Source organism: Cupriavidus sp. 22TCCZM04-2, from assembly GCF_057798895.1.
The window spans coordinates 214271-240743 of sequence record NZ_JBYOJS010000002.1; the positions used below are offsets into that span (position 1 = coordinate 214271).

At 66.3% G+C, this 26473-nt stretch carries 30 protein-coding genes; 15 read left to right on the forward strand and 15 right to left on the reverse strand.

Going from position 1 to position 26473, the window contains the following annotated elements:
- Positions 1–65 precede the first annotated feature (65 nt).
- Entirely contained in the window at positions 66–398 is a 333-nt protein-coding gene (locus AC3FKG_RS04360) for a hydroxyquinol 1,2-dioxygenase (RefSeq protein ID WP_488742511.1), read from the reverse strand.
- 308 nt (positions 399–706) lie between these two features.
- On the opposite strand from AC3FKG_RS04360, the gene AC3FKG_RS04365 reads away from it, so the two are divergent.
- Together AC3FKG_RS04365 and AC3FKG_RS04370 are read left to right on the forward strand one after the other, a co-directional pair.
- On the forward strand, positions 707–1594 hold the full coding sequence (locus AC3FKG_RS04365) for a LysR family transcriptional regulator (RefSeq protein WP_488742512.1): 888 nt from the start codon (positions 707–709) through the stop codon (positions 1592–1594).
- A gap of 64 nt (positions 1595–1658) precedes the next feature.
- Entirely contained in the window at positions 1659–2777 is a 1119-nt protein-coding gene (locus AC3FKG_RS04370; RefSeq protein ID WP_488742513.1) for an NAD(P)H-dependent flavin oxidoreductase, read from the forward strand.
- Positions 2778–2882: 105 nt separating this feature from the next.
- Here AC3FKG_RS04370 and AC3FKG_RS04375 read toward each other — a convergent pair whose 3' ends face one another.
- Positions 2883–3410, reverse strand: coding sequence for an N-acetyltransferase family protein (locus AC3FKG_RS04375; protein ID WP_483713000.1), 528 nt, complete (start codon positions 3408–3410; stop codon positions 2883–2885).
- 106 nt (positions 3411–3516) lie between these two features.
- On the opposite strand from AC3FKG_RS04375, the gene AC3FKG_RS04380 reads away from it, so the two are divergent.
- Both AC3FKG_RS04380 and AC3FKG_RS04385 read left to right on the forward strand, forming a co-directional pair.
- Positions 3517–4089, forward strand: a complete 573-nt coding sequence (locus AC3FKG_RS04380) for a helix-turn-helix domain-containing protein (protein ID WP_488742514.1) — start codon at positions 3517–3519, stop codon at positions 4087–4089.
- Positions 4090–4194: 105 nt separating this feature from the next.
- On the forward strand, positions 4195–4482 hold the full coding sequence (locus tag AC3FKG_RS04385; protein WP_488742515.1) for a hypothetical protein: 288 nt from the start codon (positions 4195–4197) through the stop codon (positions 4480–4482).
- Between the two features lie 51 nt (positions 4483–4533).
- Here the strand turns inward: AC3FKG_RS04385 and AC3FKG_RS04390 are convergent, their stop codons facing one another.
- On the reverse strand, positions 4534–4767 hold the full coding sequence (locus tag AC3FKG_RS04390) for a DUF2188 domain-containing protein (RefSeq protein ID WP_488742516.1): 234 nt from the start codon (positions 4765–4767) through the stop codon (positions 4534–4536).
- 332 nt (positions 4768–5099) lie between these two features.
- On the opposite strand from AC3FKG_RS04390, the gene AC3FKG_RS04395 reads away from it, so the two are divergent.
- Together AC3FKG_RS04395 and AC3FKG_RS04400 are read left to right on the forward strand one after the other, a co-directional pair.
- Positions 5100–5405, forward strand: coding sequence for a hypothetical protein (locus AC3FKG_RS04395; protein ID WP_488742517.1), 306 nt, complete (start codon positions 5100–5102; stop codon positions 5403–5405).
- Positions 5406–5478: 73 nt separating this feature from the next.
- Positions 5479–5907 carry a GNAT family N-acetyltransferase gene (locus AC3FKG_RS04400; protein WP_488742518.1) on the forward strand — a complete coding sequence of 143 codons (429 nt, stop codon included), beginning with the start codon at positions 5479–5481 and terminating at the stop codon, positions 5905–5907.
- Between the two features lie 53 nt (positions 5908–5960).
- On the opposite strand, the gene AC3FKG_RS04405 is transcribed toward AC3FKG_RS04400, so the two are convergent.
- Positions 5961–6107: a hypothetical protein gene (locus AC3FKG_RS04405; protein ID WP_483712991.1), complete on the reverse strand. Its 147-nt coding sequence runs from the start codon at positions 6105–6107 to the stop codon at positions 5961–5963.
- A gap of 278 nt (positions 6108–6385) precedes the next feature.
- Between AC3FKG_RS04405 and AC3FKG_RS04410 the strand changes: the two genes are divergently transcribed.
- The 4 genes from AC3FKG_RS04410 to AC3FKG_RS04425 all read left to right on the forward strand — a co-directional run bounded on the left by AC3FKG_RS04410 (position 6386) and on the right by AC3FKG_RS04425 (position 9461).
- The gene (locus tag AC3FKG_RS04410) at positions 6386–7075 is read left to right on the forward strand and encodes an ArsR/SmtB family transcription factor (protein ID WP_488742519.1); all 690 of its coding nucleotides are present in this window, start codon (positions 6386–6388) and stop codon (positions 7073–7075) included.
- Positions 7076–7104: 29 nt separating this feature from the next.
- Positions 7105–7611 (forward strand): DUF6630 family protein, encoded by a 507-nt coding sequence (locus AC3FKG_RS04415; protein WP_483712988.1) that lies wholly within the window; start codon positions 7105–7107, stop codon positions 7609–7611.
- A 317-nt stretch (positions 7612–7928) separates the two neighbouring features.
- The gene (locus AC3FKG_RS04420) at positions 7929–8324 is read left to right on the forward strand and encodes an EF-hand domain-containing protein (RefSeq protein WP_483712987.1); all 396 of its coding nucleotides are present in this window, start codon (positions 7929–7931) and stop codon (positions 8322–8324) included.
- 198 nt (positions 8325–8522) lie between these two features.
- Positions 8523–9461, forward strand: coding sequence for a LysR family transcriptional regulator (locus AC3FKG_RS04425; protein WP_483712986.1), 939 nt, complete (start codon positions 8523–8525; stop codon positions 9459–9461).
- 23 nt (positions 9462–9484) lie between these two features.
- Here AC3FKG_RS04425 and AC3FKG_RS04430 read toward each other — a convergent pair whose 3' ends face one another.
- The gene (locus AC3FKG_RS04430) at positions 9485–10570 is read right to left on the reverse strand and encodes a Zn-dependent alcohol dehydrogenase (RefSeq protein ID WP_488742520.1); all 1086 of its coding nucleotides are present in this window, start codon (positions 10568–10570) and stop codon (positions 9485–9487) included.
- Between the two features lie 139 nt (positions 10571–10709).
- Positions 10710–12389, reverse strand: a complete 1680-nt coding sequence (locus AC3FKG_RS04435) for a phospholipase D family protein (protein ID WP_488742521.1) — start codon at positions 12387–12389, stop codon at positions 10710–10712.
- Between the two features lie 320 nt (positions 12390–12709).
- Between AC3FKG_RS04435 and AC3FKG_RS04440 the strand changes: the two genes are divergently transcribed.
- From AC3FKG_RS04440 to trhA, 4 genes are all read left to right on the forward strand, one after another.
- A complete protein-coding gene (locus AC3FKG_RS04440; RefSeq protein WP_488742522.1) occupies positions 12710–14875 on the forward strand; it encodes a TonB-dependent siderophore receptor in 2166 nt (721 codons plus the stop codon).
- Positions 14876–15147: 272 nt separating this feature from the next.
- Positions 15148–15573, forward strand: coding sequence for a cupin domain-containing protein (locus tag AC3FKG_RS04445; RefSeq protein ID WP_488742523.1), 426 nt, complete (start codon positions 15148–15150; stop codon positions 15571–15573).
- Between the two features lie 11 nt (positions 15574–15584).
- On the forward strand, positions 15585–15914 hold the full coding sequence (locus AC3FKG_RS04450) for a hypothetical protein (RefSeq protein WP_483712978.1): 330 nt from the start codon (positions 15585–15587) through the stop codon (positions 15912–15914).
- 238 nt (positions 15915–16152) lie between these two features.
- A complete protein-coding gene (gene trhA, locus AC3FKG_RS04455; RefSeq protein ID WP_483712976.1) occupies positions 16153–16770 on the forward strand; it encodes a PAQR family membrane homeostasis protein TrhA in 618 nt (205 codons plus the stop codon).
- Between the two features lie 9 nt (positions 16771–16779).
- Here the strand turns inward: trhA and AC3FKG_RS04460 are convergent, their stop codons facing one another.
- From AC3FKG_RS04460 to AC3FKG_RS04485, 6 genes are all read right to left on the reverse strand, one after another.
- A complete protein-coding gene (locus AC3FKG_RS04460; protein WP_488742651.1) occupies positions 16780–18312 on the reverse strand; it encodes a sulfite reductase subunit alpha in 1533 nt (510 codons plus the stop codon).
- A 50-nt stretch (positions 18313–18362) separates the two neighbouring features.
- Entirely contained in the window at positions 18363–19370 is a 1008-nt protein-coding gene (locus AC3FKG_RS04465; RefSeq protein WP_488742524.1) for an FAD:protein FMN transferase, read from the reverse strand.
- Between the two features lie 22 nt (positions 19371–19392).
- Entirely contained in the window at positions 19393–20217 is an 825-nt protein-coding gene (locus tag AC3FKG_RS04470) for a DUF4198 domain-containing protein (RefSeq protein WP_488742525.1), read from the reverse strand.
- A 35-nt stretch (positions 20218–20252) separates the two neighbouring features.
- Positions 20253–20771, reverse strand: a complete 519-nt coding sequence (locus tag AC3FKG_RS04475; protein ID WP_483712973.1) for a DUF2271 domain-containing protein — start codon at positions 20769–20771, stop codon at positions 20253–20255.
- 58 nt (positions 20772–20829) lie between these two features.
- Entirely contained in the window at positions 20830–21486 is a 657-nt protein-coding gene (locus AC3FKG_RS04480) for a PepSY-associated TM helix domain-containing protein (protein ID WP_483714436.1), read from the reverse strand.
- Between the two features lie 200 nt (positions 21487–21686).
- Positions 21687–22352, reverse strand: a complete 666-nt coding sequence (locus tag AC3FKG_RS04485) for an alpha/beta hydrolase (protein ID WP_488742526.1) — start codon at positions 22350–22352, stop codon at positions 21687–21689.
- A gap of 213 nt (positions 22353–22565) precedes the next feature.
- Here AC3FKG_RS04485 and AC3FKG_RS04490 point away from each other — a divergent pair, with 213 nt between their 5' ends.
- Positions 22566–23456, forward strand: a complete 891-nt coding sequence (locus AC3FKG_RS04490; RefSeq protein ID WP_483712970.1) for a LysR substrate-binding domain-containing protein — start codon at positions 22566–22568, stop codon at positions 23454–23456.
- Positions 23457–23469: 13 nt separating this feature from the next.
- On the opposite strand, the gene mhpD is transcribed toward AC3FKG_RS04490, so the two are convergent.
- The 3 genes from mhpD to AC3FKG_RS04505 are packed head-to-tail and all read right to left on the reverse strand — an operon-like array spanning position 23470 to position 26466.
- Positions 23470–24264, reverse strand: coding sequence for a 2-keto-4-pentenoate hydratase (mhpD, locus tag AC3FKG_RS04495; protein WP_488742527.1), 795 nt, complete (start codon positions 24262–24264; stop codon positions 23470–23472).
- Positions 24265–24272: 8 nt separating this feature from the next.
- On the reverse strand, positions 24273–24566 hold the full coding sequence (locus AC3FKG_RS04500) for a YciI family protein (protein ID WP_483712968.1): 294 nt from the start codon (positions 24564–24566) through the stop codon (positions 24273–24275).
- Positions 24567–24573: 7 nt separating this feature from the next.
- Entirely contained in the window at positions 24574–26466 is a 1893-nt protein-coding gene (locus tag AC3FKG_RS04505; protein ID WP_488742652.1) for a TRAP transporter large permease, read from the reverse strand.
- Positions 26467–26473 lie beyond the last annotated feature (7 nt).

The window sequence follows — 26473 nt, forward strand, 5'->3', positions numbered from 1 at the left end:
GCAAGCGGCAATCCGTCGCGCTAGATCGCCGCGTGCCGTGATCGCCCGCCGGACCCGGGCCACGATCAGGCGTAGGCGCCATCCAGGTACGGGTCGGCCTGGCGGGCCGGCGGCGCGGAGACTCCGCTGCGGTCCATGCCGGCGAGCGTGCGCGCCCCGTCGGTATAGGGTTCGCGCTGGTCCTGCACGGTGCGGGCCCCCTCGCCGTAAGGGTCGCGCGGGGACAGCACGTCGCGCGCGCCATCGGTGTAGGGGCTCGGTGCCGATTGCACCGACCGGGATCCCGACGTGTACGGGTCGGCGGCGCCCTGGTAGGACAGTCCGGCGGCCCGGGCGCCGGCTGCGGCGGCGACGAGCGTGGCGGCGAGAGCAAGACGCTGGATAAGTTGGGTACGCATGATCGGCTTCCTTAGGAGATTGCTTCGATAGTCGGGCCGCTGCGAAACCGCTTGTTGTCGTTCGCTGCCTGCCACGGAACGTATTTAAGGTGACCGGCGTATCTCGCCTGTAGCGTGCGGGGTGTCCTTCTGTCAGAAGCTGTATCACGCCACCGCGCTGATACAGGCGCATACAAGAAAGGCAGCCGAGGCGGATTGCCGGTGCGCGTTACTGTTTCGTGCTTGACATATAGTTCTCAATTCACAATACTAAAAATACTTTCATTCTGATTTTGAGAACGACACGATAAAGCGTGCCGTCGGAGAACGTGGAACTCGCAGAACTGGAAATCTTTCGGGCCGTCGCGCGCGAACAGAGCATCACCAGGGCGGCCCGGACGCTTGAGCGCGTCCAGTCGAATGTCACCACCCGCGTCAAGCAGCTGGAGGAGAGCCTTGGCGTCACCCTGTTCCAGCGCGACAGCCGGAAGATGCTCCTGACGCCGGAAGGACACCGCCTGCTCGGCTATGCGGAGCAGATGCTGGCGCTGGCCGAGGAAGCACGGCAATCCATGCGCCTGAGCGCGCCGAGCGGCACGCTGCGTGTCGGCGCCATGGAGAGTTCCGCGGCGACCTTCCTGCCCGCGCCGCTGGGCCGTTTCCATGCCGCGTGGCCGGACGTGGAGCTGAACCTGGCCACGGGTACCACGGGCTACCTGGTCGATGCCGTGCTGAGCCACCGCCTGGACTGCGCGGCCGTCTCCCACCCGGGTACCGGCGCGCCGTCCTACGTCGACATGGCGGAGCTTGGCGAAGGGCTGGAAGGCATCTTCCTGCGGACCGAAGAGCTAGTCCTGGTCCTGCCCGGCACCCACCCGAAGGCACGCGGCCCGCAGGACGTGACACTGCGTCATCTTGCGGCGTTCTCGAAGGGCTGCACCTATCGCCGCTGCGCCGAAGACTGGCTCGAGCAAGGCGGCGAAGATTTGCGCCGCAGGCTGTCGGTAGTGGAACTGCCGTCGTATCACGCGATCCTGGCCTACGTCAGCGCGGGATCGGCCGTGGCGATCGTGCCGCGTTCGCTGCTGGCGATGTACCCCCATGCCCACGAACTCCAGACCGTACCCGTCCGCTACGCGCACACCTTCCTGGTCAAGCGCGCCGGCTTCACGACCTCGGCCTACGAAGCGTTCGTGCGCGAGTTGCGCCATACCTGAGCCGGCAACGACCGGCGCGCAGGCTCTGCACCCATCACCCGACCTACAACAGGGAATCACCGTCATGGACACCACAACACGTTCCGGCAATGGCCGCAGGCTGCTTGCGCTGCTCGGTATCGCCACGCCGATCATCCAGGCGCCGATGGCCGGCGTCAGCACCCCGGCCATGGCGGCTGCCGTGTCGGAGGCGGGCGGGCTCGGCTCGCTCGGCGTCGGCGCCATGGACGCCGACGGCGCGCGCAAAGTCATTCGCGAGACCCGCGCGCTAACCGGCAAGCCATTCAACATCAACGTGTTCTGCCACGTCCCCGCGGTAGCCAATGCCGCGCGCGAGCGGGCGTGGCTCGACTACCTGGCACCGCGCTTCGCCGAGTACGGCGCGACGCCTCCGGCAAGCCTGCGCGAAATCTACAAGACCTTTGTCGGCGACGACGCCATGTTCCGGATGTTGCTCGAAGAGAAGCCGGCGGTGGTGAGCTTCCACTTCGGCCTGCCCGCGCAGCAGACGATCGATGCGCTGCATGCGGCGGGCATCGTGCTGCTGGCCAGCGCCACGTCGTTGCAGGAGGCGCGGCGGATCGAAGCCGCGGGCATCGACGCGATCGTCGCGCAGGGCATCGAGGCCGGCGGCCACCGCGGAGTCTTTGATCCGGCCGGCTACGACGAAGGTCTCGGCACATTGGCGCTCGTGCGCGTCCTGGCCCGGCACACGCGCCTGCCCGTGATCGCCGCCGGCGGCATCATGGACGGTGCGGGCATTGCAGCGGTGCTGGCACTCGGCGCCCAGGCCGCGCAAATGGGCACGGCGTTTGTCGCCTGCACGGAATCCGCGGCCGACGCGGCCTACCGCGCCGCCTTCTCGGCACAACCCGCTCGCCCGACCACGCTGACCCGCGCCATTTCGGGCCGCGCGGCACGCGGCTTCAGCAACCGCCTCACCGAACTCGGCGCGGCCCCGGACGCCCCGGCCATCCCCGACTATCCGACCACCTACGACGCCGGCAAGGCTTTGCATGCGGCGGCCAAGGCGAAAGGCAACAGCGACTACGCCGCGCAATGGGCGGGCCACGCGGCTGCGCTGGCGCGGCAACTGCCCGCTGCCGAACTGGTCAGCCAGTTGAAGGCCGAATTGAAGCAGGCGATCGCCGGGTTGAATGCCATGCAAGACGCGCTGGCCTAGCCCGCCTGTCGGTATCAGACCCGCCGTCATTCACGCGCATGCGGGAATCCAGCGTCTTGCCCTAGCGAGCGACAGGAGAGCGCCATGGCACGCGCCGCGGCGTCCTTACGCCTTGCCGACCCCATCGGGATCCGACCGCTGATCCAGCACGATCTGCAGAAAGGCAAGATCCAGCCATTTGCCGAACTTGGTCCCCACCTCGGGCAGCAACCCGACCTGCGTGAAGCCAAGCTTCTCATGCAGGCGAATGGAGCTGGCGTTCTGCGCCTCGATAGCGGCCACCATGACATGCTTGCCGAGATCGCGAGCGCGCTCGATCAGCGCCGCCATGAGCGCTTCGGCGATGCCCTTGCGCCGCTGGTCCGAGCGGACATAAACGGAATGCTCCACGGTGTGCCGGTAACCGTCGAACGCGCGCCAGTCGCCGAAGGACGCATAGCCGACCACGCCGGCATCGTCATCGACCGCGACCAGCACGGGATAGCCCGACTTCCGGCGTGCGGCAAGCCATTCGACGCGATTCGCCGTATCGACCGGAGTCTCGTTCCAGATGGCCGTCGTATTGGCCACGGCATCGTTGTAGATGACCGTGACCGCGGGCATGTCTTCAGGGCTTGCGTCGCGAATCTTCATTGCGCCTCTCCGAATCGGTTTCTCGTATGATAGCCTGCCGTCCACTATAGTGGATATTGAAAACACGCTACGATCGCGCATCCCCGCGGTCGTGCCATCACACCATATGCTTGTGAACCCAGCGCCACCGGACCCCACCTTTGCGATCTCCACGCGTGTGCGCATCGAGCGCGAATCGCGCGAGTGGTCGTTATCGGAACTTGCGGAACGCTCCGGCGTGTCGAAGGCCATGATCAGCAAGATCGAGCGCGGCGAAGCGAGTCCCACCGCGACCGTGCTGGGAAAACTATCCGGCGCGTTCGGCCTGCCGCTTTCCATGCTGCTCGCGCTGGCCGAGCAGGGCGGGGAGCGCCTGAGCCGCGCCGCGGACCAGCCGGTCTGGACCGATCCCGAGACCGGCTACACCCGGCGTGCGGTCTCGCCGCGCAGCGGCAGCCTGCTTGAACTGGTAGAGGTCACTTTGCCCCCGAACGCGCGCATTTCGTATCCGTCATCCGCGTTCACGTTCATGCATCAGCAAATCTGGGTGCGCCATGGCGCGCTGGTGTTCGAGGAAGGCGCGATCACGCACGAACTTCAAGCGGGCGACTGCCTGCAACTCGGGCCGCCCGCGCCATGCACCTTCTTCAACCCGGGAAAAAAACCCTGCAGCTACGTCGTGGCACTGGTCCGGCGCTAGGCACTGGCCGCCCCATGTCGCCTCGGGTACATCGAGCTGTCCCTGATCCCTTTTGAGGGTTGGCGAGCACTATCATTGGGAGGAGGGCTGTCGCGGAGAGTCGCCATGTTCGATATTGGACACGGAGTCCGGGAACTCGAAATGGCGGATCGGCATGTCAGGGATGGACGCGAGCGCGTTCGGCACCAGATCGCGCTGATCAGGGCGTTGCAGGACAACGGGCATGACACCGAGCTGGCACGCAAGCTCCTCGCGGTGCTCCGCAGCTCGGTCGCGGTGACGCGACAACACCGGGCGCTGATGCTGGAAATCCTGGCCGATCACAACCACCGGCGCCCGGACGGCATGGCGAACGCCGCCCGGGCGCCGCAGCAACCGCGCACGGAGCCCTGACCGACGCGAGCGCCGCACGCGCGGCACGGCCGCCCACGCGGCGTTGTGCCGCTATCGGGTCTTGTCTGACAGACGGCGGACGCCAAGGGCTACTGGAGTTCGCTGCACCGCTCCGTCCGCGCCATGAATGACCAGCTCGACCTTGTCCTGCCGGGCCTTGACCGAGCCCGCGGCGATCGCCTCTTCTTGTGACGGGTAATGCGAGGTCGCGCCGTCGGTGCCCTCCACCGCGACAGCCCATCCGTTATTCCGGGTCGGGACGATGTGAACGTTGTGCGTTTCCATGCTATCTCCTGCTGTTCGCGGCGGTCGGGGCGAGGCCCCGGCGTGCACCGGTCCATCCTTTTTTCGCCGGCATGTAGGTCGTACAGACCTGATATTCAAGACGATGCACGCCTGCGCATCGGCACCGGCGCCAACGCTTCGCCCCTCGTCCAACATCCTGCCGGGGTGAGCCTTTGCCGCGGAAGCGGCCCGGGGGCTTCCCTTGCGTCATGGCGATCACTCGCTTGAGGGACGTATGTGGGACGCTTGTGCAAAGAGCATGCCGCGACGCCCGGCTTGCGGCTCGGAACGGTTGATGCGGTGCCTGGTGTATCCGCCTATCGGAGAACGACATGCGAGAGACACGCGCCACCGCGGGTAACGAGGGCGCATCCAGTCGAAGCCAGCATGAGACATCGGAGTTCGAATGGCTCGATCGCGAGATCGGGAAACTGCGCGCCGACATCCGGTGGCAAATCGGCCATATCCGCGATGTTCAAGGAAAGGGATACTCGTCCCATCTGCAGGAGTTGGTGTTGCGCTTGCTGTGCCGCACGCTGGGAGAGGAGCGACGGTACAGGAAAATGCTGGTCGATCTGGCTGCGGCACGTGACCGCTTCAGAGATGCCAGGATCGGCAAGGCTAGCAAATCTACCTAAGAGCAATCCCTACAGGCGAAACAGGCCCGACAAACGTAGCATTAAAGGGCGCATTTGTCGGAAGGGGTGCATCATGCGTCCATACTATGCGACTGAAGCGGACTGGCCGGATATCGAAGCCCTCTTGCGTGCCTCCAGCCTGTCCGCCGAGGGACGCCACGACCACATCACACAGTACATGATTGCTCGCGACAAGTCGGGACTGCTCGGCTGCGTGGGCATGGAGCGATACGAAACGACCGGCGTGCTTCGCGCGCTCGCTGTTGCGCAACGCGCAAGATCGGCTGGGCTGGGGGAACTCCTTCTTTCCGCTATCGTTGCCGATGCCCGGCAGCAAGGTATCGAGACGATGGTGCTACAGACCACGACTGCGTCGGGCTATTTTGCGCGTCTGGGCTTTGCGCCGATTGGCATGGCTGACCTTCCGTCTTCGATCGGCCCCGCGAACGAAATGGGCCACGGCTCGGACGAGATTGGCACGCTGATGCAAACGGCTTTATAAAAAGCCGGCGTCTGTGAAGGTGAAGGCTCGCCCCCTGGAGAAGCTTAAAGACCTCAGGTCTTTGCAGCCAACACGGAGTCCGGTTCGCGGCGAAAACTGATGGCAAGCCGGTTATAAGCGTTCATCAGCGTGATCGCCACTGTGAGGTCACGCCGACAGCGATTGAACACCAGGTTCCGGCCGCCTGCGATCACTTGCAACAGCTGATCCGCAAGTTTTCGTAGCGCAGCCGACGCGTTCGTTTGAAACGGGCAAGTCCCGTAAAGCCGCCTCGGATAATTGAAGCCAAGAAGGCACCAGGTGGCGCGCCGGACAAAAGAGGAAAGGCGACCCCTACATTGGAGAAACCCACTTATGTAGGGAAGAGTTTTTAATGTTCAGAACAGCTTTTTGATGTGCAAACGGGCTTTTAAAGTCCGCGTTCAGCTACCTCAACCAGCGCCTATACTTCATCCCACCCTTCACCCCCTGCCAAACCATGGAATACACCCCAGGCATCAGCCAGCTGGCCAGCCTTTTGGCCGACCCCGGCCGCGCGGCCATGCTGTGGGCGCTGATGGATGGCAGCGCGCGGCCCGCCGGCGAACTGGCGCTGATCGCGGGACTGTCCGCGTCATCGGCCAGCGGGCACCTGGCCCGGCTCAGCGAAGGCGGACTGCTCGCCGTGGAGACGCGCGGGCGCAACCGCTACTACCGGCTGGCTGCGCCCGAGATCGGTGTCGCCATCGAGGCGCTGGCCTCGGCCTCGCTGGCGAGCCGGCCGCCGCGGCTGCGCGACGTGCCGGTGTCGCGTACCGCGCCGCCTGCGCTCAGGCAGGCGCGCACCTGCTACGATCACCTCGCCGGCGAACTCGCGGTAGGGCTGTTCGACCGCATGACGCGCGCGGGCTGGCTCGTGCTCGACGGCAATGCCGTGGACCTGAGCGGCGATGGCACGCAGGCGATGTCGCGGCTGGGGATCGACGTGGGCGCCGCGCGCCGCAAACGGCGCCAGTTCGCGTGTACCTGCCCCGACTGGAGCGAGCGCAAGCCGCATCTTGGCGGCGCGCTGGGCGCGGCACTGCTTGGCACCCTGCTGCAGCGCGGCTGGGTCGAGGCCACGCCGACATCGCGCGCGCTGCGGGTCACGCCGCGCGGCCAGCGCGAGATCGGCGGCATCGCGGGCTGAATAGCAAGAACCAAACAAGGAAACAGAACATGGTCACACCACTGGACGACGATAAACAGGACGCCATCCACCGCTTCTTCGCGCTGATCAACCTTGGCGACATCGCCCAGACCGAGGCGCAGGTGGCGCTGTTCTCCGACGCGCTGCTGGACGCCGAGGACGACGACACCGAGGGCCAGGAACTGCTGTGGGTGATCCGCGAGGTGATCGACTGGCAGTCGGGCTTCTACGTCGACTGGAAGGACTGCGAGTCCTTTATCGGCTGCATGAACCAGCTGTGCGAGCGCATGGACCTGGAGGTCGACTGGGGTACCGACGATCCCGAGGACGAGAGCTTCCTGGAAAACACCAGCGTGGCCGAACTGATGGAACTGGCCCACCAGCAACTGCGCGTGGCCGGCTATACGCTGTGGAACTGGGACACGGACGGCGACGCCTACGGCGGCTGGATCACGCGTAGCGAGGATGACGAAGACATGACGGATATCGCCGAAACGCTCGGTCTCGCCATCCGACCCGGCGACCAGCCTTACTGAAGGGCTAGATCGGGTCAACGCCTTGATACCGATGGTTCTTATCCTCTGATTTGCTTTACCGGGTCACGAAGATAATCGCACGGGAAAATGCAGGCACGGAAAGCGACGGCTTTGAATAACCGGGGCCTTTTGATGCGCGAATCATTTGTCCATCGTTTAAGAGCGACCTAGACTAAACGGCGGGTCGCTCCTTCGGGGGTAGGGAGTCGAAGGCAGGTACAGCCCATGGAAGCGACTACTGTGAAGTCCGCTCATGCACTGCCCATTACCAGCGCCCCCGGGGCGCAATACAGATGAAAATGAAAAAGGAGAAGAATATGATCCGGTTCAACGTCCTTGCCAGTGCCCTGGTCATCGCCGCGGGCCTGGCCAGCGCGAGCGTCGGGGCACAACAGCCCACGCCACCGCAGGCACCGGCGGCCGCTCCGGCGTCGCCACCGACCGCGGACGTCAACGAAGTTCCCCAACCGCCTGCGGGAATGACGCCGGGCGACCGGAAGAAGTGGTTTTCCGACCGTTTCAAGCAAGCCGACACCAACCATGACGGCAAGCTGACCCGCGACGAAGCCCAGGCCGGCATGCCCGAGGTCTACAAGCGCTTTGACAAGATCGACACCCGCAAGCGCGGTTACGTGACGGAGCGCCAGGTCGGCGCGGCCTGGTCGAAGATGATCAAGGACGATATGCAGAAGAAGAACCCGATCGTCAACTAGCCATCGGTGATCGGTACAGGCCGGAAATCGCTCCCCAAGGCGATTCCCGGCCCGCGAGATTTCATGTTCGCATCGGGCGCGGTTTTCTCGCTGCGCCATTGTCCACACTGTGGGACAATCGGGCCGCAAACGCCCCCGCCACCTCAGCCAGAGGATGACCGCAATCTTCAGGGGCGCCGCTGACGCCGGAGCCCCCGCATGAAGACAATCGAATGGAAGGACTGGGAGATTTTCTGCCGCGTGGTGGAAGGCGGCGGCTTCACGCAGGGGGCTGAACTGGCCGAGGTGCCCAAGTCATCGGCCAGTGCCGCGGTGGCGCGGCTGGAGAGCCAGCTTGGCGTACGCCTGTTCGAGCGCACCACGCGGCGCGTGCGCGTGACTGAACGCGGCCAGCGGCTCTATGAGCGCGTGGCGCCGCTGTTCGCCGAGCTGCATGAGATCAGCGCCGAAGCGGCGTCCGTCAGCAGCGAAGTCAGCGGCGTGCTGCGCATCTCCACGCCCTACGAAGTCGGGTCGCAGCACCTGTCCGAGGGGCTGAGCCACCTGATGCGGCTGCATCCACGCCTGCGCATCCATGTGGATGTCAGCTGGGACCAGCCCGACCTGATCCGCCACGGCTACGACCTGGCCTTCGTCATGACCAACACGCGGCTGCAGGACACCTCGTTCGCCAGCAAGCGCGTCGTGCTGATCGAGCGCGGCTTTTATGCCGCCCCTTCCCTGATCCGCGACCGCGGCCTGCCGCGCACGCCGCAGGACCTGGCCGGCTGGCCGACGCTCGGCAACGCCGACGACCATATCTGGGAATTCCTGCGCGACGATATCGAAACCGCGCGCCTGGATGTCGAGCCGCGCATCTGCACGCATAACGCCGAACTGCGCCTGAAGGCCGCCATCGATGGCCTGGGCGTCGCGCGGCTGTCGCCACGCTTCGTGCAGGAGCAGATCCGGCAGGGGCAGCTGGTGCGCGTGCTGCCCGCCTATGCGTCTTCACCGCTGAAAGTCTATGTGCTGATGCCCGCGCGCAAGCTGATGCCGGCAAGCGTGCGCGTGTTCCTGGATGTGCTGGAACAAACGCTAGGCGTGCCCGAGACGCGGCGGCCGGCGGCCAGGAAACGGGAGACGGTACAGGCCTGACACCGGCCTGCCCCAAAGCCTGCTCAATCCCCGAACACCACCACCGAGCGCGCCAGTTCGCCCCGGCGCAGTTCATCGAACGCGCCGTTGATCTCTGCCAGCGGCAGGCGCCGCGAAATCAGCTCGTCGAGCTTCAGGCGCCCCGCCATGTAGAAATCGACCATGCGCGGCATGTCCACCGGAAAACGGTTGGACCCCATCAGCGAGCCCTGGATCTTCTTCTCGGAGAGGAAGTCGCTGCCCTTGAGCTCGATCTTCACGCCTGGCGCGATCATGCCGATCACCGTGGCGGTGCCGCCGCGGCGCAGCATCGCGAAGGCCTGCTCGGTGGTCTGCTTGAGGCCGATGGCCTCGAACGCATGATGCACGCCGCCGCCGGTCAGCGCGCGTACGGCATCCACCGTATCGTCGCCGGCCTCCACGACGTCGGTGGCCCCGAACTGCCGTGCCAGCGCCAGCTTGCCCGGCACGCGGTCGATGGCGATGATGCGCCCCGCCCCGGCAATGGCCGCGCCGTTGATGGTGGCCAGCCCGATGCCCCCGCAGCCGATCACCGCCACGGTTTCGCCCGGCTGCACGCGCGCGGTATGCACCACCGCGCCAAAACCCGTCGTGACGGCGCAGCCGATCAGCGCGGCGCGGTCCAGCGGCATGTCGCGGCGGATGGCCACCAGCGTGTGCTCATGCACGAGCATCTGCTCGGCAAAGGCGGAAAGATTGAGGAACTGGTTCATCAAGCCGCCATGGCGGGCCGTCAGGCGCGGGGCCTCGTTCTCGCCGCGGCGCGTATCGGGCTCGGTGCACAGCGACAGGTGGCCGGTCAGGCAGTGCTCGCAATGGCCGCAATAGGCCGACAGGCAGCTGATCACGTGATCGCCGGGGCGGACCGTGCGCACCAGCTCGCCGACCTGCTCCACGACGCCGGCGGCCTCGTGGCCGAGCACCGCGGGCATGGGATAGGGATAGGAACCGTCGACGAAGTGCAGGTCGGAATGGCACACGCCAACAGCTGCGGTGCGCACCAGCACCTCATGCGGGCCGGGCTTGCCGATGGCAACGTCTTCGATCACCAGGGGGGACTTCGGTTGATGCAGGACAGCGGCTTTCATGGATCTCCTTGCGTGCGGGCCGCGCGCGATGCTGCCGGAAAGCAGTACGGACGGCCGTCAGTGGGTTCCGGGGCGCAGCGGCCGACATTACCGCCGATCGGAGATTCATGTAAGACGCTGTGCAGCATCCGCCTCCCGCTCAGAGCTCTTCCTTGATGGGGAGCACGCGCAGGACGCCGATCCCGAAATGTTGGAGCGGACCCATTCCCGGTTCGCTGTCGTAGGTCTTCAACTGGCCCTGCTCGCGCGTGACCCAGACCAGGTGGCGTGAACTGCCGTCCGGGTTCTGGCGCAGTTCGAGCCGATATGCGATATCGAGCAGGCCATCGTTCATGCCCTTCAGGATGCGCTCGGCCAGCGCCGCGCTGTCCAGCACCACGCCCATTTCGGTATTGAGCTTGGCCGAGCGGGGATCCATGTTGAGCGAGCCGATAAACACCAGGTGCCGGTCGACGATGTAGTTCTTGGCATGCAGGCTGGCGCGGCTCGAAGCCAGCCACGTGCGCGAACGCGAGGCGGAGACGGAGCCGGAGCCGGCGCCCTTGCCGCGCTGCGCGAGTTCGGCATTGGCGCTCGGCTTGAGTTCGTACAGTTCGATGCCGGCCGCCACCAGCGCCTCGCGATGCGGTGCGTAGCCCGCATGCACGGCGCTCACATCGTTGGCCGCGAAGGAGTTGGTCAGGATGCGCACGTGGATGCCCCGCTTCGCCATGGCACTGAGCCACGCCTCGCCGTCATCGTCCGGCACGAAATACGGCGACACCAGCACCACCTCGTTCTTCGCGGCGCTGATCAGGCGTTCGAGGCGAACCGTGGCATAGCCCTCGCCCTCGGTCTGCGCGCTGATCTTGTCCGCCTGGTCGGATATGACGGTGGCCTTGCCGGTATAGGCCGGCATGTGGCCGCTTTCGATACCCTTTGCCAGGCCCGAGTCGAGCAGCTCCTGCACATAGGCACTGGCCTTGGCCTGGTCGCCCCGCGCCTCGAGCCGCTTGCGCAGGGCGCGCATTTCCTCCGGCGCTTCCTTGCCTTCCGGGACCAGCGCCGCCACGGGATACGACGACCGGTCATTCCAGTACTGGTCAAACACCGCCGACACTTGCGGCACCGCCGGCCCCGCAATGAGCACATCGAGGTCGCTGAAATCCATGTCGGCGCGCGCGGAGAAATAGGCGTCCCCGATGTTGCGGCCGCCCACCACCGACATCTGGTTGTCCACCGTCATCGACTTGTTGTGCATGCGGCGGTCCAGCCGGCTGAAGCTCCACAACATCTCCAGCCAGCGCGCACCGCGATTGGCGAACGGGTTGAACAGCCTGACCTCGATATTGGGATGCGAGTCGACCGCGGCCAGCACCTTGTCCAGGCCGGCGGTATGCAGGTCGTCCAGCAGCAGGCGCACGTGAACGCCACGGTCGGCGGCGTCGATGATGTCGCCGAGCATGGCGGCGCCGGTGCCGGTGGGCTCGAAGATATAGGTCTGCACGTCCAGGCTGCGCTGCGCCCCTCGCGCCATGGCCAGCCGCGCGGCAAGCGCGTCGGGGCCCGTCGACAGCGGGTAGAACAGGGAATCGCCAGGATGCTGCGCCAGGCGCGGCGCCAGCGCCTTGCCCAGCGGCGTGTCCGCGGTCGCGGCCGCGGCCGGGGCGGTCGAAGGCGTGCGCTCCGCCGAGGCCGGCAAGCTGGCACAGCCGGCCAGAACACCCGCGCACGCGACGGCGGTGGCAGCGGTGGCCAGGCGCCGCCAACAGGCTTGCCAGGCGCGTGCCCGCCCCGGCATGGGTGTCTGCAGGCGCGACGCATCGCAGTTCAGGCGCATTGGGTTATCTCCGCGGCACGGCACAGGCGCCGGCTCGCCGCAACGGCGTTCGTGTCCGATATCTCTCAAGATACACCGCCGCGGACGGGCAGAGGTAGCCACCGGGCCACATTGCGGCGCAACATGCCCACGGCGTGCGCGCCAGGTCCGTGCACGATGTGCACAGTCTGGGCCGCTTGCCGCGGCCCGTGACAACACACCCACGGTGGTTTCATCAAGTTTGTGTTCCTTCCCGCTTGACGCGGACCCCTGCAACTGGGCATCATTCGCATCTTATTAAATGCGAATCACTCGCATTTGTATTGTGATTTATTATCCGAATGCTCCGTCAGTCCAGCCGTGCCGCCAAACGCCCGACGTCCTTGCCCCGTCGCCACCAGCTTGCCGCCCTGGCCCAGCTTGCTGTCCTGACCGGCTTCCCGGCCGGCACTGCGCTGGCACGGGAGACAGCGCCGGCCAATGCCCCGTCGCTGCCGACCGTGACGGTCAGCGCCGCCGCGGTCGACGATGCCGGGCTGCAGCTCGACAGGAAAACGAGCACGGGCGCGCTGGGCTCGCGCACGCAGCTCGATACGCCGTACTCCACCACCATCGTCACCGGCGAGGACCTGGCCGACCGCCAGGTCAGCAAGCTCGGTGATGTCTTCGCAATGGACGCGTCCGTCACCGACAACAGCAACGGCTACAACAGCTGGTCCAGCTACGTGTCGGTGCGCGGCCTGCAGATCGACTGGCAGAACGGCTACAAGATCAACGGGCTGCCGTTCATCGCCTATGGCATCACGCTGCCGTACGAGCACCTGGAACAGGTGGAACTGCTCAAGGGCTTGCCGGGCTTCATGTACGGCTTTGCCACGCCGGGTGGCATCGTCAACTACGTCACGAAGAAGCCGACCGAGACCTTCACCGCCGCATTCGAGCTCGGCTATCGCGCCGCCAATGTCTGGAGCGAGCACGTGGACGTCGGGGGCCGCGCGGGCCCGGACAATATGTTCGGCTACCGGCTCAACTACACGCACGAAGAAGGCGCGCCCTACAACGCGCGCGACATCAACCGCGACACCGTCTCGCTGGGCCTGGATGCGCGCCTGACCAAGGACCTGACCTGGACCTTCGACTCGATCTACCAGGACCGCCGCTCGACCGGCCAGATGCCTTCGTTCAGCTTGTGGTCCTACGGCGACACCGCGCTGCCCGCCAACGTGTCCGGGCGCATCGGCAATTTCGCCGGCACCGACCAGCACCTGAACACCAACCTTCAGCTCTACACCACGGGGCTGCGCTACCAGATCAATCCGGACTGGGCGGTCAGCACAAACTACAGCTTCAACAAGGTCAACCGCAACCGCAACGAGAGCACCTACAACCTGCTGAACCAGGCCGGCGACTACACCGACCAGCGCTACGACACCGCGCAGAACCAACAGGTGGGCCAGTGGCATGCGATGCTCGAAGGCAAGTTCCGCACCGGCCAGTTCGGCCACCAGGTAGTCGCGGGACTGTCGTGGCAAAAGCAGATCGACCGCTATGACAACAACGGCTTCGGCGGCCAGATCGGCACGGGCAATATCTACGCGCCGAACACCAGCACCTACTTCAGCTCGACGGCCTTCAACAAGGTGCGCAACAGCGACATCACGCAGAAGTCGGTCTTCGCCAGCGACACCGTGCAGCTCACCGAGCGCTGGTCGGTGCTGGCAGGCCTGCGCGTGACCAACTTCGAGCAGAACGGGTATGTACCGGTGGCGTCCAGCTACACGAAGAACGGCGTGATCACGCCGACCCTGGCGCTGATGTTCAAGCCGGTGGCGGCCGCCACTGTCTACGCCAGCTACGTCGAAGCCCTGGAGCCTGGCTCGATCGTGCCGGATGGCTTTACCAACGCGCGCCAGCTGCTCAGCCCGATCCGCAGCAAGCAGTATGAGCTTGGCGTCAAGGCCGACCACGACAGGTGGAGCGCCACCGCCGCGCTGTTCCGCATCGAGCGCGGCGCGGAGTACGACAGCGTCAGCGGCGGCGTGCCGACGCGCCAGCAGGACGGCACTTCGATCTACCAGGGCGTGGAGCTGGCCGGCGTGTACCGCCTGGGCCCTCAGTGGGAATTCGGCGGCAGCGCGATGTTCCTCGACACCTACTATGACAAGGGCAACCCGAACGCCGACAACCGCGTGGCCGGGGCGCCCAATATGGTGCTGGCCGGCCGCATGAGCTACCGCGTGCCGTTCGTGCCGGGGCTGCGGGTTGGCATCGATGGCAAGTACACTGGCAACATCAAGGCCAACGCCACCAATACGCTGCAGGCGGGCGGCTATACGGTGTTCAATCTCGGGGCTACCTACAGCACCCGCGTGGCTGGCAAGGACGTGACGCTGCGTGCGGCGCTGAACAACGTGACCAACAGGCAGTACTGGGGTTTCCAGTATGAGAACTACCTGCAGCCGGCGGATCCGCGCAGTGTCAGCCTGATGGCGCGCGTGGCGTTTTGAGTGTTGCGAAGGTTGGGGGCGGGGTGTGCATGGCGTGACCCGCGATTTCGCCTGGGTTAAAGAGGTTCTTCGGCGAATTGTGAGGAGGTGGTTCCTGGCAGGGCGACTGTTTCGCCGGCGTAGCCGGCGAGTCACTTTTGTGCGAGCGACAAAAAGTAACCAAAAAAAAGTGACCCGCGTGCAGAACGGCAAAACATTGCGCCCGTATCACGCTCGCGAACTAGACTGGTTAGCGTAGCGACGGGGGCTGTCGCCCCCTGCCGGAGACACCCATGTCTGACCCCGCAAACCGCGCAATCCCCGCTTCCCACCATTCCACGCTCGCGTTCGGCCGCCTGTACGCCGATGCATCCGGTGAATCGCATTTCGGCGCGTTGTCGATGGAAATGTCCGAGCGCAATTTTGCGCCGCCTGCCCCATCGTTCTGGGTTTCACCGATGCCGCCTGCCGTCCGCCAGGGCTTCCTGGTTGTGCCTGCCGGCTGGGCAGGAGACCTGCATCCGACGCCGTTGCGGATGTGGATGTTCATGCTGGACGGAGAAATGGAGTTCGAAGCCTCCGACGGCGAATGCCGTTCGCTGGTCCCCGGCAGCGCGCTGCTGCTGGAGGATACGACTGGCAAGGGCCATCGCAGCCGCGTGTTGGGCGGCCTGGTTGCAACGGTGGCCGTGGTGGAACTGCCCTCGGCGCAACCATAAGGCCACCAGACATGGCCCCGCCGGATATCCCGCCGCAGATGGTGCCCGCAGGCTATCGCCAGGGCATCATCACGGCCATCACCGTGCTGCTGGGCTTTTCGCTCGCCTTCTGGCGCTTCTGGGGCTTCGAGAGTCCGGGGCACTGGAACGCGCGCGCGCTGTTTGCCGCGCTTTCACTGGTCGGGGCGGTCGTCTTGCAAATCGTGGCACTGTTCCGCGCCTTGCGCATTGAGGACGATGCCGTCAGCGAGTATCGGCAGACCGTGCGCTGGTTCATCGCGTCGGCGGCGGCGCTGCTGCTCGGGCTTGCAATGGCCATGCTGGACGCCGCGCGCGGTTAGCCGGCGGACCGAACGCGCCGCCGTCAAGCGAAGGCAGCATCGCGCCATGAATGGCGGGGTCTCTCGGAGCAAATCTGATGAATATGTCGCAACGCCGTCGCGGCGGGGCAACGAAGTCATGACTCGCGTCAGGGCCTTGCGGGGGTCGGCCGCCGCACCCGTGCGAAAATACGGCTTCGCGCATCCGCAGTTGCAACCGCGAATTGCGCACCGACTGAGTTTTCCCGGAGGACGGCGCATGTATCGCGGCGAACGATTCAACGGTTACAGCCACCTTGCCGGTGCCATCCTGGCAGCCGCCGGCATGGCGGTGCTGGTGACATCCTCGGCCCTCTACCACGACGCGTGGAAGGTCGTCAGTTCCGTGGTCTACGGCACCACGCTGGTTTTGCTCTACACCATCTCCACGCTGTACCACAGCCTGCGCGGCCCGGCCAAGGACATATTCCAGCGGCTCGACCATTGCGCGATCTATTTGCTGATTGCAGGCAGCTATACGCCCTTTGCGCTGGTCACGCTGCGCGGGCCGTGGGGCTGGGCGTTGTTCGGCATCAACTGGGGACTCGCGGTGATCGGCATCGTGCAGGAACTCTGGATCGGCCGGCGCACGCGCGTGTTTTCATTGTCGATCTACGTGGTGATGGGATGGCTGGTGCTGATCGCGTTCCAGCCGCTCGCGGCCGCGTTGCCGGCAGCGGGCTTGTGGTGGCTGGTGGCGGGCGGCGCGCTCTATACGGCCGGCATCGGGTTCTTTCTGTTCGACGAGAAGGTCCGGCACTTCCACGGCATCTGGCACCTGTTCGTGCTGGCGGGCAGCACATGCCAGTTTGTCAGCATCCTCTGGTACGTGGGCTGACGCGGCCGGCTAGTAGACGTCGCGCCGGTAGCGGCCCTGCTCCGAGAGCCGGCGCAACGCCTCCGCGCCGAGCAGATCGGCCAGCGCATCATTGACGCCGCCTGCCATGCCCTGCAGGCTGCCGCACACATAGATGGCCGCCCCGGCTTCGACCCATTCGCGCAGCAACCGCGTACGCGCGCGCAGCGCATCCTGCACGTAGCGCACGGCGCTGCCATCGCGCGAATAGACAAGATCCAGCCGCTCCAGCACGCCGTCGGCCTGCCACGCAGCCAGTTCATCGGCAAAGAAATTGTCGTGACGCGCCGAACGCTCGCCGAAGATCAGCCAGTTGCGATGCCGTCCGGCCAGCGCACGCGCCTTCAGATGTCCGCGCAGGCCGGCCAGCCCCGTCCCGTTGCCAATCCATATCAGCGGGCAATCCTCGGCCGGAGGATGGAAGCTGCGATTGGTGCGGATGCGCAGCGCAATGCGCGCGCCCACGGGCGCATGGCTGGTCAGCCACCCTGACGCCAGCCCGAGCCGCCCATCGGCATGCCGAGCCTGCCGCACCAGCAATTCAAGCTGCCCGTCCTGCGGCAGCGAGGCAATCGAATACTCGCGATGCGGCAGCGGCGACAGCGCATCGACAAGCTTTTGCGGCGGCACGGCGCGCATCGTCGACAGGTGCGCTTCCGGCAGCAGCAAGCGCGTGGCGAGCGCTTCCGACAGCGACATCGCCTGGCCATCGCAGCGGACGGGCGTGGCACCGTCCATCGCCAGCTTGTCGAGCAGCTTGCCGATCTCGGCGGGATCATGGCGGGGGCCGATCTCGGCGATGTCGCCGGGCTGCCAGTCCGGCACGGCGCCCTCGGGCCCGAGCACGAGGTGAAACGCCGGCGCGCCCTGGCTGCCGGGATTCAGGTGATGGCGCGCCGAAAGCTGCCACTGGCCGTAGCGGGGGCGCTCCCAGTCGGCGATCTCCGCGCCGCCGCTGAGCGCCGACAAGTGGTTCTGCCAGTGGCGCAGCGCGCCGGCATCGCCATTGTCGACCTCGATCAGGTCGAACAACGGACGCGCATGATGGCGCTGCAGCCAGTCGGACAGCACGTGGCCAAACGCGCAGAAGCGCGCGTAGCTGCTGTCGCCAAGGGCCAGCACGCCATAGCGAAGCTGCCGCAATGCATCCGGTCCTGCGCCGGCGAGCAAGCGGCGCGCAAAACCCGAGGCACTGTCCGGCGCATCGCCTTCCCCGGTGGTGCTGACCACGAACAGCGCCTGCCGGAAACTGGCGAGGCGGCGCGCATCCAGGTCCGCGAACGAAAGCAGGTGCACCGGCATGCCGGCCCCCTGCAGCGCCGTGGCGGTCTGCATGGCCAACTGCTCGGCAAAGCCGGTCTGGCTGGCATAGGCCACCAGCGTGGCATCGTTCCGGTCCGTGTCCGGGGCAAGCGACGAGACGCGTGCGCGGCGACGGCGGTGATGATCGAAAACCGCACCGCAGAAGCCCGCATAGGCGAGCAACACGCCTGCCGCCATGCCGATGCGCGAAGCGCTCAGCATGGCCAGGCAGAGGCCGGACACGGCGGCCAGCCAGCATGTGATAGAGCAATTCAAGCCAGCATCGCGGCGAAGGCCGGGGAAAGATGTTCATCAAAGCCGCCTGGCGTGCGCACCAGGAATCGTGCGGCAATGCCATGCCGGCGAGCGTGCTCCATGCCGGCCTGCGGGCCAAGCACGGTCAGGGCGGTCGAAAGCGCATCGGCCATCATGCATTCGGCATGCAACACCGTGACCGAGGCCAGGGCATGGCTGGCGGGATAGCCGGTACGCGGGTCGATGGTGTGCGCATAGCGGCGGCCTTCGCTGTCGAAGAAGCGCCGGTAGTCGCCCGAGGTGGCAACCGACAGGCCGTGCAGCGCCACCAGCGTCTGTTCCTGCGTGGCGGCGCCACCGCCAGGCGGCGTTTCCAGCGCCACCCACCACGGCATGCCGTCCGGCTTGACGCCGTGGCCGCGCAGTTCGCCGCCGATTTCGGTCAGGTGGTGTGCCACGCCGTGGGCTTGCAGGTACTGCGCGACGGCGTCCACCGCGAAGCCCTTGGCAATCGCGCAGAAGTCGAGCGATACGCCGCCGGGCTGCAGCGCGCGACCACCGTCGGCATCGAGCTGGACACGGCCCCAGCCGCATTGCCGTCTGGCCTGCACAACCTGGTCGTGTGCCGGCGGCACGCTGCGCCGCGGCGCGGGGCCGAAACCCCACAGGTCGACCAACGGCCCGGCACTCGGATCGTAGGCGCCACCGCTGTCGCGAGCCATCTGCAGCGCGCAGGCGAGCACGCGCAGGCAGTCAGCCGGCAGCGCGACCCACGTACCGGCGGCAGCGCGGTTGAAGCGGCTCACGTCCGAGTCCGGCGCCCAATTGCTCATCTGCGCGATCACGCCATCGAGCACGGCGCGGATGCCCCGCTCCATCGCGTCGGCATCGGCCTGGGCCGGCAGCATGGCCACCACCGACCACGTCGTGCCCATGGTCTCGCCGGCCCAGCGCTGCGCGCGCGCCTGTACGCCGGGTGGCACCGGCGGCGCGGACAGCGATAGCGGGATCAGGACGCGGTTCAAGCTGGCAAACCCTTCCGGCCGCTTATTGCGGGAGCACTTCGACCGTCACCGCGTAGGTAGCGCGGCGGGTCTTGGCGGCCTTGACCGAGGTCTTCTCGTCGCGGACCTCGGCTTCCATCCAGTACATGCCCGGGGCCGGCCACTTGACGCTGAACTTGCCGTCGGCGTCGGTGGTGGCGCTGAACTCCTGCAGCTGGTCGCGATAGCGGATGCCGCCCGGCACCACGGCCACCTTCAGGTTGGACGCCGGCTTGCCGTCCAGCAGCAGGCGAAAGCTCGCCGTGTCGCCGGCCACGAGGTCGTTCGGATGCGTGATCGGGACCAGTTCCAGGCCGCGGCCGCTGGCGGCCAGGCCCTTGCTGCTCGGCTTGCCGTTGGTGACGAAGGATTCGACACGGCCTTCGGCCTGCGTCACCTGAAGGTCCGTGGCGTTAGCGGGCACTTCCTTCGCGAACGCCTCGGCCGTGCCGCGCCAGCGCTTGGTCTGGCCGTTTTCCTTGTAGCTCGCGAACAGGCCCTGGTTGAGCACCGCCACGCGGTAGGTGCCTGGCTGGGCCAGGTGCACGTCGAAGGTGCTGCGGTAGCGGCCGGTGGAAGCGTTCTCGGCCTTCACGGCGCCGCCGTCCGGGCCGGTCACGACCAGGTTGTCCAGGCGCAGCGGCACGTGCTCGAAGTAGAACAGGTCATTGGAGACCGCGGCATCCACGGTCACCCAGGTGTCGTTGCCGGACAGCACGGTAGCCGAGGGCAGCAGCCACTGGCGGTGCGCATGGGCGGCCAGCGGGGCCAGGGTCGCCAGGGCCAGCACGGCCAGGCGGGTGGACAGGCGCGATCGGAAGGTCTTCATCGTCGGTCTCCGGTTGGAATCAGTGCATCCCTGCATCAAGGCTTCAGGTCGACGCTCACGCCGCCCAGTTCATGCTCTCCCTTGGCGCGGGCGGTCCGGGCCGATTGCGGCGGCCAGGTGAACGGCACGCGCACAAGTTCGCGGCCGCCCACTTCGCGCGCGGCTTCGACCACGAGCTGGTAGTCACCGGCCGGCAGCTTGCCAAGCGGCGCCTTGCTGTCCGTAAAAGTGAGCGTGTGCTCGCCAGGTGCGCGCGTGGCGCCGGAAATGCCATCGGCGGGCATTTGCGTGTCGCGACCGGCCTTGCGCCACCACTGGCGCATGTCCTTGAGCCACTTGGTGCCTTCCTTGTTCTTGACGTCGTACCAGACCGCCAACGTCGATACCGGGCTCTGGTCGGCGCGCTCCACCCAGACCGAGACATAGGGGCGGTGATACTCCGCCACGTTCAGGCGCGGGATTTCCACCTTCACATTCATGTCGGCCGCGAAGGCGGGGCCGGCCAGCGGCACGGCGGCCATGCCGGTGAGGGTGACAGAGAGCAATCGGCGCATATCGGAAAACCTCGTCAGGAAGATGCAGGAAAGATGGATACGGAGCCGGTCGATCGGGTCAGTGGATGAACAGGATGGCCAGCAGCAGCGGCACCACCAGCCCCAGTCCCACCAGCGGCCACGTGGCCACGCGGCCGGCGGCATGCAGCTTGAGCAGGAACAGGCCGGTCACGCAGAAGACCACGCAGGCCAGCGCGAACACATCCAGGAACAGGCTCCACGCGCGGCCGGTGTTGCGGCCCTTGTGCAGGTCGTTCAGGTACGAGATGGCGCCACGCGTGGTGGTCTCGTATTGGGTCTCGCCTGTATCCAGCGCCAGGCTGACCCAGGCGTCGCCACCCGGACGGGGCAGCGAGACGTAGACCTCGTCGGCGGACCATTCCGCCTCGCGCCCGCTGGCATCGATATCGAGCTCGCGCGACAGCCAGTCGCCCAGCACAGGCGGCACGACACTCTTGGCATCGCGCCCGCTGCCCGAGGCCGCCGGCATGGCAGATTTCAGCGCCGAAAGCAGGCTCGCCGGCGCGGTGGACTGGCGCGTCACCACGCTGGGCGACGCCTCGATCTGGGCCGCATGGTTCAGCGTGAAGCCGGTCGCGGCGAACAGCAGCATCCCGACCAGGCAGATCGCGGAACTGATCCAGTGCCACTGATGGAGATGCTTGAGCCAGAAGGCACGTCGTTGCTGGCCGGACGCCGGCTCGGTTTCGGTCATTGCGGTGGACGGGCGGCGCAGGCCGCGTAGAGACTGTGACACAGGAGTCACAAATTAATCGCGAGCAAAAAGGATAATCGTTCTCATTTAAAATCGCAACGAGACGATGCCGGCGACTGTTTACAGCCCGTTACAGCAAGTGATCGTTGGTTGGTGGTAGTTGGTGGGCGGCCTGCGCCGCCATGGTGTGAGGCAAACGCTCAGGCGTTCGCGTCCGGCGCGGGAAGATGGTCGAGATAGCCACCGACCACACGCTCCAGCGCGCCGAGCTTTCCGGTAAAGAAGTGATTGGCGCCCGGCACCACCACGACGGGCATTTCTTGCGGCCGGGCCCAGTCCAGCACTGCGCCGAGGGTCACCCGCTCGTCCTTCTCGCCATGCACAACCAGCGCGGTAGATGGGACCGTCGGCGTCTCATAGCTCCGGTGCCCGGGAATGGTCCCCCACGGCATGCCGGCGAGGATCAGGTGCGGGCACTGCAGCCCCTCGCCGCGCAGCGCTTCCACCGTGCGCGCCATAACGTACGCGCCGAATGAAAATCCTGCGAGGACCAGAGGCAGTCCCGGGTATGCCTGTCGAAGGTGATGGATGACGCCAACCGTGTCGGTGGTCTCGCCCTCTCCGTTGTCATGCTCGCCCTCGGTATCGCCCACGCCGCGGAAATTAGGCCGCACGGCGACATAGCCTCTTGCGGCCAGGGCCTTCGCGAGCACGTGCGGAACCTTGTGCGTGGCCGTGCCGCCCTGCAGCGGATGCGGGTGCCCGATGACGGCGATCCCATGTGCCTCCGTGCGGGGCGTATCGACGATCAGCTCGATCCTGCCCTTCTCGCCCGCCACGAACATCTTTCCTGCCTGCAATGCCATGCCCTTCCCCACGAATCGCTAAGTCTGATGGTTGCTGCCGCGCCAGGCGGACCAGACGCGATGGTACAGGCTGGCGCCCTTCGCTGCTTTCGCGCCACGCTCGGGAAAGCGCCGGGAAGTGGCGTTGCGAGACGAGCCATTTCGCTACAATCGTCGCCACCGCGCGGCCCTCCAGCGGCTCCACGGACACGACCCCACAGACGCAATCAGGCGATGGACATCAAGCACCTGCAACTGTTATCCGACATCGTCGAAGCCGGCAGCCTGAGCAAGGTCTGCGCGTCGCGCGGCATTGCGCAGTCCGCGCTCAGCAAGCACATTGCGGGAATGGAGAGCGAGTTCGGCGCGAAGCTGTTCTATCGCACCGGGCGCGGCGTGGTGCTGACGGAGTTCGGGCAGTCGATCATGCCGCGCGTGAAGACCTTGCTGGGCGAATTCGAACTGCTCAGGAACGATATCCGCGACCGGGCCGAAGTCCCGAGCGGGCCCGTCAGGCTGGCCTTGCAGGCGTCGATCACGCAGCAGATCGTCGGCCCGCTGTTCCAGATCGTGCGCGCGGATTTCCCTAAGATCGAGCTGCGCCTGATGGAGGGGTTCGCGGGCAATATCGAAGAGGCGCTGGCCAGCGGCCGCACCGACGTGGGCGTGTTCTCGCGCTATGGCGAACGCATCCACAAGACCGACGAAAAGCTCGCCACCGACGAGCTGTACCTGATCGCGCGGGCCGGCGACCCGAATGTCGCCAAGCCAGGCTGCCGGTTTGCCGATGCCGCGGCGCTGCCGCTCGTGCTGCCCGGCGCGCCCGACGGCTTCCACATGATGCTGCTGGAAGAGGCGAAGAAGGCGGGCGTCCACCTGAACACCCAGATCGAGGTCGATTCGCTGACCGCCATGCGCGAGATCGTCGCGAATGGCGCCGCGTACACGATCCTGACGCGGCAGGCCGTGGCCGTCGAGATGCAGCTCGGACGCATTGCCGTGAGCCGCATCATCGATCCGGTCCTGACGCGCACGCTGGTGCTGGCCACCAGCACGCAACGTCCGCTGACCTACGCCAGCCGGACCGTGATCGACCTGATCCGGAAGCTGACGCGCAAGGACTGAGCCCGAATCCCGTTCAGTTCAAGGCAAAGGCCGTGCGGACGACGCCCAGGCCCGCGATGGTGGTGTCGATAATATCGCCCGGCGCAACGGTCACCATCGGGCCGAGCGCGCCGGTCATGATGACGTCGCCCGCGTGCAGCGGCCGGCCCACTTCGGCCATCTTGCGGGCCAGCCACAGCGCAGCGTTGAGCGGATGGCCCAGGCAGGCCGCGCCCACGCCGAGCGAAACCACCTCGCCCTTGCGCTCCATCAGCATGCCGCACGTGCGCAGGTCCACTTCCGAGAGCTTCTTGGGCTGCGTGCCGAGCGCGTACAGACCCGATGACGCGTTGTCCGCCACCGTGTCGAGCAGGCGGATATCCCAGTCACGGATGCGGCTGCCCACGATCTCTACGGCCGGCAGCACATAGGCAATGGCCGACATCAGTTGCGACAGCGTGACCTGTTCATGCTTCAGGTCACGCTCCAGCACCACTGCGACTTCGGCTTCCACCTTCGGCTGCAGCACGCGCCCGAGTGCCACCTCTTCGTCGGGCGCGAGTTCCATGTCCGCGAACAGCATGCCGAAATCGGGTGCGTCGACGCCAAGCTGCTGTTGTACGGATTTCGATGTCAGGCCGATCTTGCGGCCCGTCAGCCGCCGCCCGGTATCAAGGTAGTAGGCCGTATTGATGTCCTGAACCGCATAGGCGCCCTCCACGCCCATATCGGCCAGTGCTTCACGCACCGGCGCGATCGGCTGGCGCTCCTGTGCCGCATCGCGCAGCGACGTGGCCAGTCTTTGCAGGATGGTGTTATCCGTGCTCATGTCCGATCTCACAATGCAGGGGTCAGGTTGTCGGTGCTCGCGAACACGAGCTTCCAGGGCTTCATGACGATGCCCCTGAACAGCGACGCTTTCGCGAACGGATCATTGGCCGCTAGCTTGCTGGCCTCGTTTTCATTGGCGGCCTCGTACACGAACAGGGCGCCGCTGCCGTCGGCGAACGGGCCTGCAATGACCAGCCGTCCGCGTTGCAACAGGTCCTGCAGATAAGCGCGATGGGCGGGCCGGAACTGCGCGATGCGCTCGGGCTCGTTGGCGTACTCGACGAAGGCTGCGAATTTCATGGGGCGATCAGTGATGGAGGAAACCGGTGGAGATCCAGGGCACGGCCGCGACCACGACGGTGCCGATGAACAGGAAAGTCATGTAGCGCCAGATATGGCGCACACCCTCGCTCGGCTTGGTGCGGCTGATGGCGCAGGCGGCGTAGTAGCCAACCCCGAACGGCGGCGCGAACAGGCCGATGCCCATGGCCAGCACGACGACCATCGAGTAATGGACGTCATGGATGCCAAGCTGGCGCGCGATCGGGAACAGCAACGGCCCGAACAGCACGATGGCGGGAATGCCTTCCAGCACGCTGCCCAGCAGCACGAACGCGATGATGGAGACCGCCAGGAATGCCGGCGCCCCACCTGGCAGCTGCGCCATGGCCGCAGCCAGATCGCCGGAGAAGCCGGACTGCGTGAGCGACCACGCCATGCCGGTGGCAGTGCCGATGATCAGCAGGATCGCGCCCGACAGCGCGGCCGTATCCACCAGCGCCGGCCAGAGCTGCCGCAGGTCCAGCTTGCGGTACACCAGCAGGCCGACGATCAGCGCGTAGACGATGCCGATGGTCGAGACCTCGGTCGCCGTTGCCACGCCTTCCACCACCGCGGCACGCACGACGAAGGGTAGCGCCAGCGCGGGCAGTGCCACCACCAGGCTCTTGCCGATCATGGCGCGCGTGGCTTTCGCACTGCACGCGGCGCCCGACTTGCGCGCCTTCCACCAGACCACGAGACCCAGCACCAGTGCCAGCACGATGCCCGGCATCAGGCCCGCCGTGAACAGGTCGGCAATCGAGATGCCCGTGACGGACCCGATGGTGATCAGCACCAGGCTCGGCGGCACCGTCTCGGTCTGCGCGCCCGTTGCGGCGAGCAGCGCCACCATGTCGCCATCATCGGCGCCGCGCTTCTTCATCTCGGGAAACAGCGCAGGCGCCACAGCCGCCATATCCGCCGCCTTGGAGCCCGAGATACCGGAGACGAGATACATCGCCCCGATCAGCACATACGACAGGCCGCCGCGGATGTGGCCGAGCAGGTTGGCCAGGAACTGCACCATGGCGCGCGCCATCGACGTCATCTCGATCAGCACGCCGAGGAACACGAACATCGGCACCGCGAGCAGGATCAGGTGCGACATGCCTTCATCCATGCGGCCGATCACGACGATGGTCGGCGTCGACGTGGTCAGCGACAGGTAGCCAAACGTGGCCAGGCCGAACGAGAACGCGATCGGCACGCCGGTGAAGACCAGCAAGCCCACGATGCCGACGAAGAAGACCAGCAGGTTGGCATTGCCGAGCCCCTGGAACACGGGCTGCAGCATGACCAGGACACCGACCACCGCGCCGCACGCAAGCAGCGACAGCAGCGCCATCCGCAAGCTCGACGTGGACAACAGACGCACCACGCTCATCAGCAGGATCAGCGCGATGCCGAGCGGCAGCGCGGCGGCACGCCAGGCGTTGGAGATATCCAGCGCCGGCATGGTCACCGCCGCTTCCTCGCTCGCGAATTCCCACGCCGGATGCGCGACCAGCGCGAGCCAGGTCAGCGCGGCCACGGTCGCCACGAGTTCGAACACGGGCCGCCACTTCGGTGCCGCCGCGTCGACGAGCGCGGTCATGCGCATGTGGCTGCCGCGCCGGAACGCGACTGCGGCACCGAGCATGATGAGCCAGATAAACAGCAGCGAAGCCAGTTCATCGACCCACACCAGCGGCGTGTGCAGGACATAGCGGCTGAGCACGCCGCTGAACAGCACGCCGACCTCGGCCACCACCAGCAGCGCGGCAGGCACTTCGGTCATCACACCCAGCGCCTTGTCGGCAAGCCGCAGTATGCGTGCGGCGGTGCCGCCCGGTAGCGCCCCCGCATCGGGCTCCATGCGCGGGGCGTTGATATCGACCATATGCGTG